The sequence below is a fragment of the Acinetobacter sp. P1(2023) genome (assembly GCF_028367635.1).
GTDB lineage: Bacteria > Pseudomonadota > Gammaproteobacteria > Pseudomonadales > Moraxellaceae > Acinetobacter > Acinetobacter pittii_E.
Genome location: NZ_JAQNDD010000012.1, coordinates 84,783 through 99,588, shown reverse-complemented (window position 1 = coordinate 99,588; position 14,806 = coordinate 84,783). Strand labels below are relative to the sequence as shown.

Here is a 14,806-nt window from a genome sequence, read left to right as displayed (position 1 = left end):
ACTAATCTTATAGCAAATTTTGACACCGTCTGATTCGCACATGAGAACATTAGGATTTCGAGTCAGATCAACATTCACCAGGACAGGAGATCTATTGAATGTCTGAAGCAAATGGCAAAAAAGCCGTATTACATCTTGATGGCAAAGAAATTGGTTTACCAATCTACAGTGGCACTTTAGGTCCAGATGTAATTGATGTCAGCAGCATACTAAAAGAAGGTCATTTTACTTTCGATCCTGGTTTTATGGCGACAGCCGCATGCGAATCTAAAATTACTTTCATTGATGGTGACAAAGGTATTTTATTACACCGCGGTTACCCAATTGACCAGTTAGCAACTCAAGCAGACTATCTTGAAACTTGTTATTTATTATTAAATGGCGAGCTCCCAACTGCTGAACAAAAAACAGAGTTTGATGCCAAAGTTCGTGCTCATACCATGGTTCACGATCAAGTTAGCCGTTTCTTCAATGGTTTCCGTCGTGATGCTCACCCAATGGCGATCATGGTTGGTGTTGTTGGTGCATTATCTGCGTTCTATCACAACAATCTTGACATTGAAGACATCAATCACCGTGAAATCACTGCGATTCGTCTCATTGCAAAAATTCCAACACTTGCTGCTTGGAGTTACAAATACACAGTAGGTCAACCATTCATCTATCCACGTAATGACTTAAATTACGCGGAAAACTTCTTACACATGATGTTTGCTACCCCTGCTGACCGTGACTACAAAGTAAATCCTGTTCTTGCTCGCGCAATGGATCGTATTTTCACGCTTCATGCTGATCACGAACAAAATGCTTCAACATCTACAGTACGTCTTGCTGGCTCTACTGGTGCAAACCCATACGCATGTATCTCTTCAGGTATTTCTGCACTTTGGGGACCTGCTCACGGTGGTGCAAACGAAGCAGTTCTTAAAATGCTTGATGAAATCGGTAGTGTAGAAAACGTCGCCGAGTTCATGGAAAAAGTAAAACGTAAAGAAGTTAAACTCATGGGCTTCGGTCACCGTGTGTACAAAAACTTCGACCCACGTGCAAAAGTCATGAAACAAACTTGTGACGAAGTTCTTGAAGCATTAAATATCAATGATCCTCAATTAGCGCTTGCTATGGAACTTGAGCGTATTGCTTTGAACGACCCGTACTTCGTTGAACGTAAACTTTACCCTAACGTAGACTTCTACTCAGGTATCATCCTTAAAGCGATTGGTATCCCTACAGAAATGTTTACGGTAATCTTTGCACTTGCACGTACAGTTGGTTGGATCAGCCACTGGTTAGAAATGCACAGTGCACCTTACAAAATCGGTCGTCCTCGTCAGCTTTATACTGGCCCGACTCAACGCGATATCAAACGTTAATATTCGAAAGAAAATTAATGAAAAAAAGCTGCCTTCTGGCAGCTTTTTTATTAAGAGTTTTTTACACGATATTTATTCTTCTTCAAACATACTTAACAAGTGATGGCTAATTCCATCAGCACGTAACCAAGCCAACTCATAACTCGCTTTAGCCAGAGCTAAAACACGTCTTTCAAATTCCACCCATATGGTTTTGACTTGAGACTCCGAAATACCCAAACCACTCTCGTGTGCAAGATGTTTATTCTTTTCGCATATTTTTAAAGCGTGATAAAGCTTACGACCTTGGCTCGCCCCTTCCATTAACCGAACACGCTTACTTAAAATGAAGCCCTCAACATGCTGTAAGTCTGCATGAGGCAGCATCGGTACTAAGATTTGATTCAACTGATCGTCCAAACGCTTCCACACAGCCAAACGCTGCTCTGCTGTATAAGTATTCCATTGAATCACTTCGTGGTTAAAACGACGACAACCACGGCAAACCTGATCACCAAAAACTGTTGAACAACGCCCTGCACATGGGGTGAGAGAGAGCGTTCGATGATCATTACTCAAAACAAACTCCTTAAATAAACCATATACTTTTTATGGTTTTCTCGCTTATTACAAATTTTCGCGCTAAAATATGCGCCTTAAATTTCTATCTTAATACATTTGGAGTTTTCCATGAACGCTACTGTAGAACAGCTTGCACCTGTAGAACAGCAAGCGACCGCAGGTTGGGTTGTTGCCGCACTATATCAATTTAAAGAAGTTCAAGATCCTGCCGATCTTCAACAACGCTTATTAGACTTAGTGAAAACAATTAACCTCTGTGGAACTCTGATTGTAGCAGGTGAAGGAATTAATGGTACTGTTGCTGGTGATCGCGTAGCAATTGATACATTACATCAATTTTTGCTCAATGAAGGCTTCGCCTCTATGGAATACAAAGAATCCCATAGTTCTGACAAGCCTTTCCGCAAAATGAAAATTAAACTTAAAGAAGAAATTGTAACTTTAGGTGTTGAAGTTAAACCCCGTGATTTAGTGGGTCACTACCTTGATCCAAAAGAATGGAATGATTTAATTGCACGTGATGACGTAATTTTAATCGATACACGCAACGACTATGAATATAAAGCAGGTACGTTCAAGGGTGCAATTGACCCTAAAACAGAAACATTCCGTGAATTCCCAGAATACGTTAAGAAAGAATTAGAGCAACATAAAGATAAAAAAATTGCGATGTTCTGTACTGGCGGTATTCGCTGCGAAAAATCAACTTCTTTACTTCTTCAAGAAGGATTTAAAGAGGTTTACCACCTTAAAGGCGGTATTCTTAAGTATTTAGAAGAAACCCCTGCAGATGAAAGCTTATGGGAAGGTGAATGTTTCGTATTTGATGGCCGTACTGCTGTAACTCATGGCGTCGAAGAAGGCGTTAACATTAAATGTCATGCTTGTGGTTGGCCTTTAACTCCTGAAGAGTCGGCTCTACCTAGTTATGAACACGGTGTTTCTTGCGTTTATTGCATCGACAAGACCACTGAAAAGCAAAAAGCTGGTTTCCGTATGCGCCAGTCACAAATTGCTGCTGCAAAGCGTAAACGTCTATAAAAATATAAAATAGTTTTCAAAGGGCATTTAGATTTCTAAATGTCCTTTTTTATTTTATATCACTTAATTTTTCATAATAAAAAACGCCCTAGAAAGGACGTTATTTATTATTTCTTCTAATAAATTAATTTGGCGTATGATACATCAAGTATAATTCATTCAAATTATCTGGGATTTCTTCTGCTAGTTCATCCATTAACTGTCCATTACGACGGAAAGATTCCATCTGAGGATCTTCTTCATCAATTCCACTAAATACCATCATTGGTAAAGTTAAATCAATTAGTTGTTCTTCGTATTCAGGTGCAAACCATGCATCTTCATTTAAGAACATTGCATCAACAAATCCAACACTCCAGTCGCCTAAGCTAGACTCAACATCGGCTTCTTCAATTTCAAACGGAAATTCAATCCCATTTTCATTTGCTAAGTCTTGTCGAATTGACTCTAACCATGCTTTGATCTGCTGAATAATTTCGGCAGGAACCTTTTTATGGTTATTATCAAATAATTCATCCAACCAACGATCAAACTGAGGGCCTACTGCAATTGCACACAGAAAACCATGAGTTGCAGCGAAATCTAGACCATACTCATTGTGGTCTCCATCTAGATATTCACTTAATTGGTCTAAATCTAACGCACTCATTGTGTTACCTGACTATAAAAAAGAAATCTACGATAGCATAGCATCTAAGCTGACGATGCCCTATTCAGATTTGATTAGTCTTCATCATCAAGATCATCATCGTCTAAATCGTAATCAAAATCTTTTAACTCACGCTCTAAACGACGTTGAGCCAATAGATCATCAATTAATCTACGTTTTTCTAATGATTCTTTCGCAGTGATTTTGCCTGATGACTCATCAAAACCGACATCATCATCATCACCGTAGTTATCATCTAATTCAAAATCTGTAGAAGACACTAAAACTACCTCTAATGAAAAAATGTGAATGGGTCTAGCCGCTATTTATCTTGCTTATTTAACCGTGTCAAGTTTTATTTATATTTTTTTCATTAAACTGCATATTTGTACTTTTTTTCACCCAAAAAATTGTGTATTTATAAACCTGAACTATTTTTTTGATCAAAAAAAAATTCTATGATCTTTTCGATGATTTAAGCTTGAAAAAAATGATTTTAGCCCAATATTCAAAAAACAGACGTGAATTCAAAGATATTTTTTATTTAACGGTTACTGATCAAAGCCAAAACATTTCAAGCAAATTGTGCTATCATGCACGGTTTTTCACTGCCACAGATTCAACAAAGAGTAAGCAAAGATGAGCGATATGCATTCCCCTACTTCTCAAGTAGCGGCTCTGATTAGCCGAGGCAAAGAACAAGGTTACTTAACTTACGCTGAGGTTAACGATCATCTGCCGGACTCGATTACTGAAAGCGAACAGATTGAAGACATTATTCAAATGCTTCAAGACGTTGGTATTCCTGTACACGAGCGTGCACCTGAATCTGACGATACCATGTTCGGTGAGTCGGCTGAAGCAACCGATGAGGTTGCTGAAGAAGAAGCTGCTGCCGTACTTGCATCGGTTGAAAATGAGCCTGGACGTACGACAGACCCTGTACGTATGTACATGCGTGAAATGGGTACAGTTGAGCTGTTAACCCGTGAAGGTGAAATCAGCATTGCCAAACGTATTGAAGAAGGTATCCGTGATGTCCTTAATTCAATCGCTTACTGGCCAAATGCTGTTGAAGTTGTATTAAAAGAATATAATGATTTCTTAACTGGCGAACGTCGTCTTGCCGATATTTTATCTGGTTATCTCGATCCTGAAACTGATGAAGATATTCCAGAAGTTTTAGAAGAAGTTGAAGAGCTTGAAGAAGAAGACGAATCATCTTCAAAATCAACCAAAGAAGTTAAGCTTGATGATGACGATGAAGAAGAAGAGTCTGAAGGCGATGATGACTCTGAAGGTGATTCAGGTCCAGACCCTGAAGTAGCGAAAGTTCGTTTTACTGAACTAGAAGCTGCTTGGGCTAAAACAAAAGCTGCAGTTGAAAAACATGGTCGTAATAGCCCAGAGGCTGAAGAAGCTTTAGAAGCTTTAGCTACTGTGTTCATGATGTTTAAATTTACACCGCGTTTATTCGATATCATTTCTGAAATGATTCGTGGCACACATGAGCAAATTCGTGCCAATGAACGTGAAATCATGCGTTATGCAGTACGTCGTGGCCGTATGGACCGTACTCAATTCCGTACATCTTTCCCTAAACAAGAATCTAATCCAGCTTGGTTAGACGAACAAATTGCTAAAGCTCCTGCTGAAATCAAGGCACATTTAGAAAAAGTTCGTCCTGATGTTTTAGCATTCCAGCAAAAGATTGCAGATATTGAGAAAGAGCTTAGTTTAAGCGTTGCTGAAATTAAAGATATCTCTAAACGTATGGCAATTGGCGAAGCGAAAGCACGTCGTGCCAAGAAAGAAATGGTAGAAGCCAACCTTCGTTTGGTAATTTCGATTGCGAAGAAATATACCAACCGTGGTTTACAGTTCCTGGACTTGATTCAAGAAGGGAACATTGGTTTGATGAAAGCTGTAGACAAGTTTGAATACCGTCGTGGTTATAAATTCTCGACTTATGCAACTTGGTGGATTCGTCAGGCAATTACCCGTTCGATCGCCGATCAGGCTCGTACAATTCGTATTCCAGTACACATGATTGAAACGATTAACAAGATCAACCGCGTATCTCGTCAATTGTTACAAGAAATGGGCCGTGAACCAACACCTGAAGAATTAGGTGAACGTTTAGAAATGGATGAAGTGAAGGTTCGTAAAGTACTTAAAATTGCGAAAGAACCGATCTCGATGGAAACACCTATTGGTGATGATGAAGATTCGCATCTTGGTGATTTCATTGAAGATCAAAACATCACTTCTCCAATTGATGCTGCGACTTCAGAAGGCTTAAAAGAAGCAACTCGTGAAGTATTAGAAAACTTAACTGAACGTGAAGCGAAAGTATTGAAGATGCGTTTTGGTATTGATATGCCAACCGATCACACACTTGAAGAAGTAGGTAAACAATTTGACGTAACACGTGAACGTATTCGTCAGATTGAAGCGAAAGCATTGCGTAAATTACGCCACCCTTCTCGTTCTGAACACTTACGTTCTTTCTTGGAAAATGACTAAGTTTTGAAAGCTTGAAATTTCAAAACCAAGCCCCATTTAATAGAAAGAGCTATAAACGCCTGCGATAATGCAGGCGTTTCAAATCATGAGGTAACTTATGTTAGACCGCACTCCATCTCGCGAACTACAAGAACATCTTTGGGTATTTCCGATGGATTATCCAATTAAACTTATTGGCGATGCGGGTGAAGAATTACGTGTTGCAGTAGTCAATATTTTGGTGAAACATTTCCCAGACTTTGATGACTCAACATTAAAAGTTCAAGAATCTCGCACCGGCAAGTATCATTCTTTAACAGCACAATTGCGCTTTGAAGAATTAGAACAAGTTCATGCACTTTATGCCGACTTGGCTGCTTGCCCGCAGATTAGAACTGCGCTTTAATTTTAAGTTCTTCAATGAATACCACAGTTAGATATTCTTACTGTGGTATTTTTTTGGAAATTTTAAAGTTAACAAGCCACGAAAAGCCCTACAAATATTTAGAATTCCTTTTATAAAATCCTTTAAAATTACAAAGTTTTCGGCTTTTATCTAGTAGATGTTAACTGGATGCCGCATAAACTAACTTATAGGAAGATATTGTGATGAGCCTTGATAAACCCAACTTGATCATTCGGCAATGGAACGATTTACAAGATTATCAAAGCAAGTTTGAAACCATGAAACTATTAACAAATGAGCGTGATCAAGATACGCCTGATGAGTTATGGTTACTTCAACATCATAATGTCTTAACCCAAGGTCAAGCTGGTAAACCTGAACACATCCTAATTTCATCAAATATTCCAGTAGTACAAACTGACCGTGGTGGGCAAGTAACTTGGCATGGACCAGGTCAACTCGTTGCCTACTTCATGTTTGATCTTAATCGTCTAAAATGGAACGTACGTACATTGGTCAGTTTTGCTGAACAATTCATGATAGATATTTTGAAAAAATACGGAATTGAAGCATATGCCAAGCCCGATGCTCCTGGGGTATATGTGGATGGTCGTAAAATTGGTTCTTTAGGTTTTAAAATTCGTCGTGGCCGTAGCTATCATGGATTAGCATTAAACTTGGACTGTGCGTTAGATGGGTTTCAAACTATTAATCCTTGCGGTTATGCAGGTTTAGAAATGGTCCGCATACAAGATTTAGTGACTTCCTATCCATCATTCACTCAACTTTGCCAAGACTTTATTGAGTATATTAAGAATACTGGGTACTTTAATGACCCAGAAGTCAAATCTGAATAAATCGCTTTGCGATGAAATAAAAATGGATTAGAGTAATTACTCTAAATTTGCTTTTGCATAATTTTAACAAGGGATACGCGAGTGATTTCGACAAAAGCTGTAAAGCCTACTCTGCAACTTGCCTACGTTAAGCTCATGATGGATGTTGTTGGTCGTGGCTTAGTCATGGCGAGTCAAGTGGACACTGAAATACAAGAGGAAGTAGCTAAATTTCCTGTTCACTTTGTACTTTCAATGAATGTTTTCCCAAATGGACCAGCATTTTTTGCTCGAGTCACAGAAGACAAACAGTTAGAGCTACTCAAAAGAGCTGAAAGAAAGCCAGACTTAACTATTACATTCAAACATGTAACTCATGCCTTTTTAGTGTTTTCTTTTCAAGAAAGTACTGCTCAAGCATTTGCTAATGACCGAATGATTGCTGATGGTGATGTATCTGCTGCCATTCGCTTAGTACGCTGCCTAAATAAAATGGAATCTCTTATTTTACCTAAATTGGTTGCGTCACTTGCAGTGAAAGAATACCCAACCGAACTCACCCTAAAAGAAAAATTCAACGAAGCTGCAAATATTTATTTAAAAGTAGCTAAGTCCTATTTCAAGCGGAGCGCATAACATGGCTAAACCATATTACGAATTCTTTTGTCCTGTAAAAGTCATTGCTGGTAATGCTGCGTTAGAACATATTCCGTTTGAACTTGCGACTTTAGGCGCAAAACGCCCGCTCATCATTACAGATAAAGGTGTGCGCGCAAATGGCTTACTCAACCCGATTGAAGCTGCATTCAGCACGACTGATGCTGTCATTGGTCACGTTTTTGATGATGTTCCACCAGATTCAAGTTTAGAAGTCGTTCGTCTTGCGGCAGAAGCTTATCGTGCAAACAAATGTGATGCGATTATTGCTGTCGGTGGTGGTTCAGTTATCGACACTTCTAAAGCCACTAACATTTTAGTATCTGAAGGTGGAGATGACTTACTTCAATATTCTGGTGCACACAACCTACCAAAACCATTAAACCCATTTTTCGTAATCCCGACTACATCGGGTACGGGATCTGAAGTGACTATGGTTGCCGTGGTTTCAGATACGCAAAAGAATGTTAAGTTAGCATTCGCTTCTTATTACTTAATGCCACATGCAGCGATTTTAGATCCACGCATGACGCTTACATTGCCTCCTCATTTAACGGCAATGACAGGTATGGATGCATTAACACATTGTGTTGAAGCTTACACATGTATGGCTGCTAATCCGCTTAGCGATGCTTATGCAAGTGCTGGCATTAAAAAAATCAGCGAAAACTTATTTAATGTCTTAGAAAATCCAAATGACTCACAAGGTCGTTTAGAACTAGCACAAGCCTCTACAATGGCGGGAATTGCATTTTCTAACTCAATGGTAGGCCTTGTACACTCTTTAGGTCATGCTTTAGGTGCTGTGGCTCACCTGCCTCACGGTTTATGCATGAATTTATTCTTGCCCTATGTACTTGAATACAATAAGCAAGTAAATGGCCAGAAAATTGGTGAATTACTATTGCCATTAGCTGGTGCTGATATCTATGCACAAACTCCAGCAACCCAACGTGCAGACAGAGCGATTGCTACGATTTTAGCAATGCGTGATCGTCTATTTACTTTAACCAAGTTACCACGCACTTTACGCGAAACAGGTAAAGTAACTGAAGCACAGCTCGATGAAGTTGCAGAGAAAGCACTAAATGATGGCTCAATTATTTACAATCCTAAAGAAGCAAGCTTAAAAGATATTCGAGATATCTTACAAAAAGCATGGTAATTCGATAAATTAAATTTGAACCTCAATTCTAAAGGTCTGATTTTTAAATGAAATCAGACCTTTTTTATAGTCATGAATTTTTGTTCATCATTTTATTTGGAAATATGGCAAAAAATTTGCTAAAAAATCGATGAAAGTACTGACAATTTGCATCAATTTAGGATAGATTGGCGCACTTTATCTTTTTCTGTAGGGGGGATCGTTCGTCTCAAACGATCCTTAACACCAAGCTGATCCTTGATCAACGATTATGAGGATAACGCCGTTGACAAATTTATCTGGGACTAAACCAACAGCTAAACTTCAAAAAAATCTTGTGCTTTGGCACATTATTATTATTGGTTTAGCTTACATTCAGCCATTAACGTTATTCGATACTTTTGGTTTAGTATCAGAGCGAAGTGGCGGTCATGTACCAACTTCCTACATCTTTGCATTAGTCGCAATTTTATTAACATCGATCAGTTATGGACATATGATTAAGCGCTACCCTTCTTCCGGGTCAGCCTATACTTATGCCCAAAAATCAATTCATCCTAATGTTGGTTTTATGGTGGGTTGGTCTTCTTGGTTAGACTATTTACTGTCACCGCTTGTTAATATTATTTTGGCAGATATTTATCTAAGAGCTCTTTTTCCAGAGGTAAATAACTGGCTATGGGTGATTGGTTTAACCACCCTAATGACCGTTATTAACTTATTTGGTGCACGATTTGTCGCACGTTTTAACAGTACGATCGTTGTTATTCAGCTTGGCGTAATTTTTTATTTCGTTTATCAGGTATATATTTTACTTACTCAAGGTGTATATGCAGATGGAACTTTAAATCCAGATAAAGCAGCATTGTGGTCATTGACTCCTTTTTGGAACGACATGACATCTGTAAGTGCTTTAATTGCTGGTGCTACTGTACTCTGCTTCTCTTTCACTGGGTTTGATGCTTTATCTTCTCTCGCCGAAGAAACAAAAGACGCAGAGAAAACACTTCCGAAAGCTATTTTCACCACGGCATTACTTGCAGGTATTATTTTTATTGTAAGTACCTACTTCATCCAATTATATTTCCCAAGTAACCCAAATGCTTACTTTAATCCTCTCGATGAGTCACAGCCAGTGATGGTCGCTGCGATTGGTAGTATTGCATTTAAAACTTTGGTTTTATATTTTGCTGTAGTCGCTGTTATGGCATCGGGTATTTCTGCTCATGCAGGCGTATCTCGTTTAATGTATGTGATGGGACGCGACGGCGTAATCAACAAGAAATTATTTGGTCATATTAGCCCAAAACTACACACTCCAACTTACAACATTCTTATTGTAGGTGTAGTTGCTTTATCTGCTGGTTTCTTAGATCTTGAGCATATTGTCAACTTGATTAGTTTTGGTGCTTTAACCGCTTTTAGTTTTGTTAACTTCTCTGTTATTTCTCGATATGCATTAAGAGATGGCAAGAATAAAACGTTTAAAGACATCGTCAATTATATTGTTATACCAACACTTGGTTTTGCCAGTGTATTTATGATGTGGCTTGAGATTGATAAGCTTGCCTTACAAATTGGCTTAGCTTGGGCAGTTATTGGCGTAGGGTATTTGGCCTACAAAACCAAAGGCTTCAAATATAATGCTCCGCAGCATAATGAACATGAATAATAAAAAAGGCGCTTAAAGCGCCTTTTTTATGGTCAAATTAACCAAAAATTTTGTTCACAATCTTTTGTACACGTTGAGCATAAAGCTTCGCTGTTTCAAGATCTCCAGTAGGAACTTCCTCTACACTTGCATCTGAAGGTGATTGAACTAAAAGCCCAACTGAACCGCCTAAGTTATTTACATCTTCACGTGTTGCATCTTTTGTATTCGCTGGTAATAAACCAAGGCTCACCCAGATTCCACCATGCTGCGAAGCTAAAGTTTGTAATTGAATAAGAGTAACCTGCTTATCCCCATTTAAGCTCGCGCTGTTTGTAAAACCTGCAAAGACTTTATCTTGCCAACCACGTGTAAACCACACTTTCGAAGTTGCATCAGCAAACTTTTTAAACTGCCATGGCGCTGTGCCCATATAAGTCGGAGCACCAAAAACAATCCCCTTTGCATCATTTAATGTCTGCCAATCTTGATCAGTAATATTACCTTCCTGATCAATTTGAATGAGCTGAGCATTAATTTCATTTGCAAACGTTTCAGCCACTACTTTGGTATGGCCATAACCAGAGAAATATACAACCGCGATATTAGAATTAGACATGGGAGGAAACCTTTGTTTTATTAAATTCCACTTTATGATATATTTTAGAAACTAGGTGTAAATTAGTTACTAACTGGTAACTAGTGTAATTTTTTAAGAAACTAGTAGGTGAATAGTATGAATGAATGTCTAAAATATAATATTTTTCAACAACATTGCCCTGCTCGTTTATTTTTTGAAAAAATTGCAGATAAGTGGGTTTTATTGATTTTAAATGTGCTTGAAGAGGAAACTCAGCACTTCAATTTGCTCAAAAAGAATATACAAGGCATATCTCCTAAAGTCTTATCACAAAAACTAAAAATGCTAGAAAGAGACGGTTTTATTGAACGTAAAATCCAGAATACCTCTCCTATTCGTGTTGATTACTCACTGACTGCTTTAGGGCAAAATGTAGCTGCAATGGCATTCCAATTAAAGGAATGGGCTGAAACCAATATTGAACAGGTTTTAGCAGCCCAAATTACATATGATGAAAAAATGCTAGAACAGGCTTAACTTATAGTTCCTTTAAGATTTCATTGAACTTTATCGATTAAGTGTTGTTCTTAACTTAAAGATAGCTTCACTTAATTAATTTTAATTGGTTCAGGTGGGGTACTTATTTTAAATTGAATAGTTAAAGGTTCGCATTGTTTTAACTCCTGACCATTTTTCAAATAGCTACTTTCTAAACCATATTTCCAAGTACCATTCATGATTTCAAATGCAGGATAATTGACAATAAAAGTCTTGGTTTCATTAGGCTGGTATTCGTAGGTTTGAGTCTCTTTACACTCATTTTCTGGATAAGAACGCTTTGTATTTCCAAGTAAATAGAGTTCTAAAGGTACATAACACGCAGGTTGTTTTTCTTGTATTTTCTCTAATCCTTTATTAGTTTGAGTAATTTGCAAAGCAATTGTGCCGTTTAAAGTTAACTGCTGCGCATATTTAAAAACTGTTTCTTTTTCTATGGGTTCACGCGTTACATTATTGAGAAACTGTAATTTACGCTTTAGGCCATCACAATTATCTTCAACAGGAGCAGGTAACCAGATTTCATTATCTTTAGATTCACCTTTCTCTCCATCAGCTGGTGTTTCATAATCACCCGGTTTACCAGGTTTAGTCGGATATCCTGACCCACCTAAACTGGCACCGCCCGCAAATAAATCCTCTCCGCAAGCAGTCAAAAGACCACCCATCAAAATGAAACTCATGGATATTATTAGTTTTTTATAAGTTGTTTTGATCATATTGATAAGCTCCGAAACGGAAAGTTTTGGTTGCACCCTCTTTTCCTTCATCGAGTGCACAACGTTCAATGGCTAACTTGAGTACTTGTAGTGATAAATCTTCCCATAAGCGCAAACTTGCTTCTTTGAGTAAAGTGATCGATTCATCGGTTAGTTCATCAGCAAAAATTGCTTGTTCTAAATAGGGTTCTTTTTCTGGCTGAAATAAATTATGAACTCCAGCAGCTAAATGTGCCTCTAAGTTATTCGTTAATAATTTTCGAACTTCGAATTGCTCCACATCAGGCATAAAACTACGCTGCTGTAACATCACAAGGCCATCTTCTTCTTTCACAATATTAAGACGTTCGAGTTCGTTCAAAATAGATCGCGGATGTTTTTCAGTTGAAACTTTCTTTACTAAATTTTCAAAGCTAATCTGATCATTACTTACAAATGGAATTTTTTCTGCCAATCCCTCCGCAAGCCACAAACCAATCACCCGAGCAGGCACACTTACTGGCTCTGCTACTTTTGCCTCTGTTAAAGGCTGCCCAGCCTGCATTGCTTTTTTAAATGCATTGACGTCTTTGCGATGTAACCCTGAAAGTAAACTAACTGCTGAGTCAGTTGGTTTTTGCTCTATACGCTCTAATTCAGCTAAAGCCTGTTGATAGAAAACTGGTTTTAAAGCTGTCACAAAGTCGTTATATCCAACTCCCGAACGAATTAACCACTGAGTCAGGTATTCCATTAACATTAATACCTGCTTTTGATTAAGTTCTGCATTGTTCGTTTGGAGTGTGGTCATAGGGTAACAATTTTCCTTCATATTTGAAAACGGTATGGGCCGAGCAATTGTCACACTGAACGGTTTAAGATGCAATTTTCATTCTTAGACCTCTTTTGGAAACCGATCAACATAATGATTTGGAGCATTAAAATGCGTAAAAGAAATACTGATTGAGACATCTAGACTTTCTACGCTATGCCACCAACCAATTGGGATAAACAAAGCTTCCCCAGCATTCAAAATACATTCAACTGGAGTAATTGATCTTGCTAAAGGATATTTTTCAAAATCAATTTTATTGGCATTACTTAATTCACTAAACACCCAATGATCGTTATACAAATGTGGAACTTGCAAGGCAGGAATTAAAGTTACTTTTTTGCGTCCATAAATTTGGACTAACATATTATTAGTTAAATCATGATGTAATGGCGTAAATGTTCCTTTAGGTCCAAACCATAAGAAACTACGCTCATCTTTTAAAGCCAAGTCACAATAACCTTCTGCAAAATCACCAATATCTAAAAATAATTCTTGAAGCATCTGATGGCTGTTGGTCGCATTATTCGCAGTCATATAAAAATCATTACTCGCATCAACTGACATCACTTTTGATACAAACTCTGACATCTTCATTTTCTGTTTTAGTGATGGAGAATGTCTTTCAAATTGCTCATCCAAATTTCTATTCATCTGAACTTCAACTGAATGATGGCCAAATTTAGAAGCAAAATATTGCGGAGTCCATTTGTGCAAAGCTGGCCAATGTTCTATTCCTTCTTTTAAAATCACAGGGCGATGTTGACTATAGTAATCCTTTATAAAAACAGAGAACTGTGGAGCAGTAATTGAAGGAATTTCTTCACTATAGCCAGAGTTTAGCTGTGCCAATTGATCTACAGTTTCTATTAACCATTGACATTTTTTAAGTTGATGATGCTTTTTCTTCAAAATTTTATAGAGTTGATTATTTTCTAAATTATTTAAATATTCTTTTACTTTTAAACCCTCATGCCCCTTCTCTATTAATAATTTTATAATCTCCGCAGACGTGACCTCATTTAAAACTTGTTCAATTATCCACTCTTGCTCATAAGTACATAAAGTCTGAAATTTTAAATCATTCATTTCAAACTTTGGCTCAAATCCATTTGCTTTTAGTACATCGACTAATTGTTCAATTCCACACCCTTTTTCTAAATTTTCTTCAAGCCAATTTTTCCATTCTAATGGCAACTGGTCAAACCACTTTTGGCTTTGTTCGAATATTTCAATTTGATTATAAGCTGTCATGTTGAACCTTTTTTCAAATTTGATCTTTACAACTGCATTATAATTGATCTATTTTAAAAAT

At 37.7% G+C, this 14,806-nt stretch carries 16 protein-coding genes; 9 read left to right on the top strand and 7 right to left on the bottom strand.

The features are described 5' to 3' along the window. Positions 1 to 98: 98 nt before the first annotated feature. Positions 99 to 1,373 carry a citrate synthase gene (gene gltA / locus POD11_RS15985; protein WP_004789414.1) on the top strand — a complete coding sequence of 425 codons (1,275 nt, stop codon included), beginning with the start codon at positions 99 to 101 and terminating at the stop codon, positions 1,371 to 1,373. Positions 1,374 to 1,445: 72 nt separating this feature from the next. On the opposite strand, the gene POD11_RS15980 is transcribed toward gltA, so the two are convergent. Continuing rightward, positions 1,446 to 1,931 (bottom strand): DUF1289 domain-containing protein, encoded by a 486-nt coding sequence (locus POD11_RS15980; RefSeq protein WP_262457902.1) that lies wholly within the window; start codon positions 1,929 to 1,931, stop codon positions 1,446 to 1,448. A gap of 111 nt (positions 1,932 to 2,042) precedes the next feature. Here POD11_RS15980 and trhO point away from each other — a divergent pair, with 111 nt between their 5' ends. Then, positions 2,043 to 2,975: an oxygen-dependent tRNA uridine(34) hydroxylase TrhO gene (gene trhO / locus POD11_RS15975; RefSeq protein WP_016143213.1), complete on the top strand. Its 933-nt coding sequence runs from the start codon at positions 2,043 to 2,045 to the stop codon at positions 2,973 to 2,975. A 124-nt stretch (positions 2,976 to 3,099) separates the two neighbouring features. Here trhO and POD11_RS15970 read toward each other — a convergent pair whose 3' ends face one another. Then, positions 3,100 to 3,624, bottom strand: a complete 525-nt coding sequence (locus POD11_RS15970; protein WP_002116105.1) for a YecA/YgfB family protein — start codon at positions 3,622 to 3,624, stop codon at positions 3,100 to 3,102. 74 nt (positions 3,625 to 3,698) lie between these two features. Further along, on the bottom strand, positions 3,699 to 3,905 hold the full coding sequence (locus tag POD11_RS15965) for a PA3496 family putative envelope integrity protein (protein ID WP_002116495.1): 207 nt from the start codon (positions 3,903 to 3,905) through the stop codon (positions 3,699 to 3,701). A 358-nt stretch (positions 3,906 to 4,263) separates the two neighbouring features. Between POD11_RS15965 and rpoD the strand changes: the two genes are divergently transcribed. The 6 genes from rpoD (at position 4,264) to POD11_RS15935 (ending at position 10,844) form a co-directional block, all read left to right on the top strand. Beyond that, the gene (rpoD, locus tag POD11_RS15960) at positions 4,264 to 6,150 is read left to right on the top strand and encodes an RNA polymerase sigma factor RpoD (RefSeq protein ID WP_016143211.1); all 1,887 of its coding nucleotides are present in this window, start codon (positions 4,264 to 4,266) and stop codon (positions 6,148 to 6,150) included. A 97-nt stretch (positions 6,151 to 6,247) separates the two neighbouring features. Next, positions 6,248 to 6,535, top strand: a complete 288-nt coding sequence (locus POD11_RS15955; RefSeq protein ID WP_262457899.1) for a YbeD family protein — start codon at positions 6,248 to 6,250, stop codon at positions 6,533 to 6,535. Between the two features lie 203 nt (positions 6,536 to 6,738). Beyond that, a complete protein-coding gene (gene lipB, locus POD11_RS15950; RefSeq protein WP_262457898.1) occupies positions 6,739 to 7,392 on the top strand; it encodes a lipoyl(octanoyl) transferase LipB in 654 nt (217 codons plus the stop codon). An 81-nt stretch (positions 7,393 to 7,473) separates the two neighbouring features. Then, positions 7,474 to 8,007, top strand: coding sequence for a hypothetical protein (locus tag POD11_RS15945; protein WP_239968178.1), 534 nt, complete (start codon positions 7,474 to 7,476; stop codon positions 8,005 to 8,007). A gap of 1 nt (position 8,008) precedes the next feature. After that, a complete protein-coding gene (locus POD11_RS15940; RefSeq protein ID WP_262457896.1) occupies positions 8,009 to 9,193 on the top strand; it encodes an iron-containing alcohol dehydrogenase in 1,185 nt (394 codons plus the stop codon). 265 nt (positions 9,194 to 9,458) lie between these two features. Then, positions 9,459 to 10,844, top strand: a complete 1,386-nt coding sequence (locus tag POD11_RS15935; RefSeq protein WP_025470464.1) for an APC family permease — start codon at positions 9,459 to 9,461, stop codon at positions 10,842 to 10,844. 37 nt (positions 10,845 to 10,881) lie between these two features. Here POD11_RS15935 and POD11_RS15930 read toward each other — a convergent pair whose 3' ends face one another. Continuing rightward, positions 10,882 to 11,442, bottom strand: coding sequence for a flavodoxin family protein (locus POD11_RS15930; protein WP_016143205.1), 561 nt, complete (start codon positions 11,440 to 11,442; stop codon positions 10,882 to 10,884). 117 nt (positions 11,443 to 11,559) lie between these two features. Between POD11_RS15930 and POD11_RS15925 the strand changes: the two genes are divergently transcribed. Continuing rightward, the gene (locus POD11_RS15925; protein ID WP_262457894.1) at positions 11,560 to 11,940 is read left to right on the top strand and encodes a winged helix-turn-helix transcriptional regulator; all 381 of its coding nucleotides are present in this window, start codon (positions 11,560 to 11,562) and stop codon (positions 11,938 to 11,940) included. A 71-nt stretch (positions 11,941 to 12,011) separates the two neighbouring features. Here POD11_RS15925 and POD11_RS15920 read toward each other — a convergent pair whose 3' ends face one another. The 3 genes from POD11_RS15920 to POD11_RS15910 all read right to left on the bottom strand — a co-directional run bounded on the left by POD11_RS15920 (position 12,012) and on the right by POD11_RS15910 (position 14,745). Next, the gene (locus tag POD11_RS15920; RefSeq protein WP_262457892.1) at positions 12,012 to 12,644 is read right to left on the bottom strand and encodes a hypothetical protein; all 633 of its coding nucleotides are present in this window, start codon (positions 12,642 to 12,644) and stop codon (positions 12,012 to 12,014) included. A gap of 16 nt (positions 12,645 to 12,660) precedes the next feature. Beyond that, a complete protein-coding gene (locus tag POD11_RS15915; protein WP_239968187.1) occupies positions 12,661 to 13,470 on the bottom strand; it encodes a DUF6502 family protein in 810 nt (269 codons plus the stop codon). A gap of 84 nt (positions 13,471 to 13,554) precedes the next feature. After that, positions 13,555 to 14,745 (bottom strand): cupin-like domain-containing protein, encoded by a 1,191-nt coding sequence (locus POD11_RS15910; RefSeq protein WP_262457890.1) that lies wholly within the window; start codon positions 14,743 to 14,745, stop codon positions 13,555 to 13,557. Between the last annotated feature and the right edge of the window lie 61 nt (positions 14,746 to 14,806).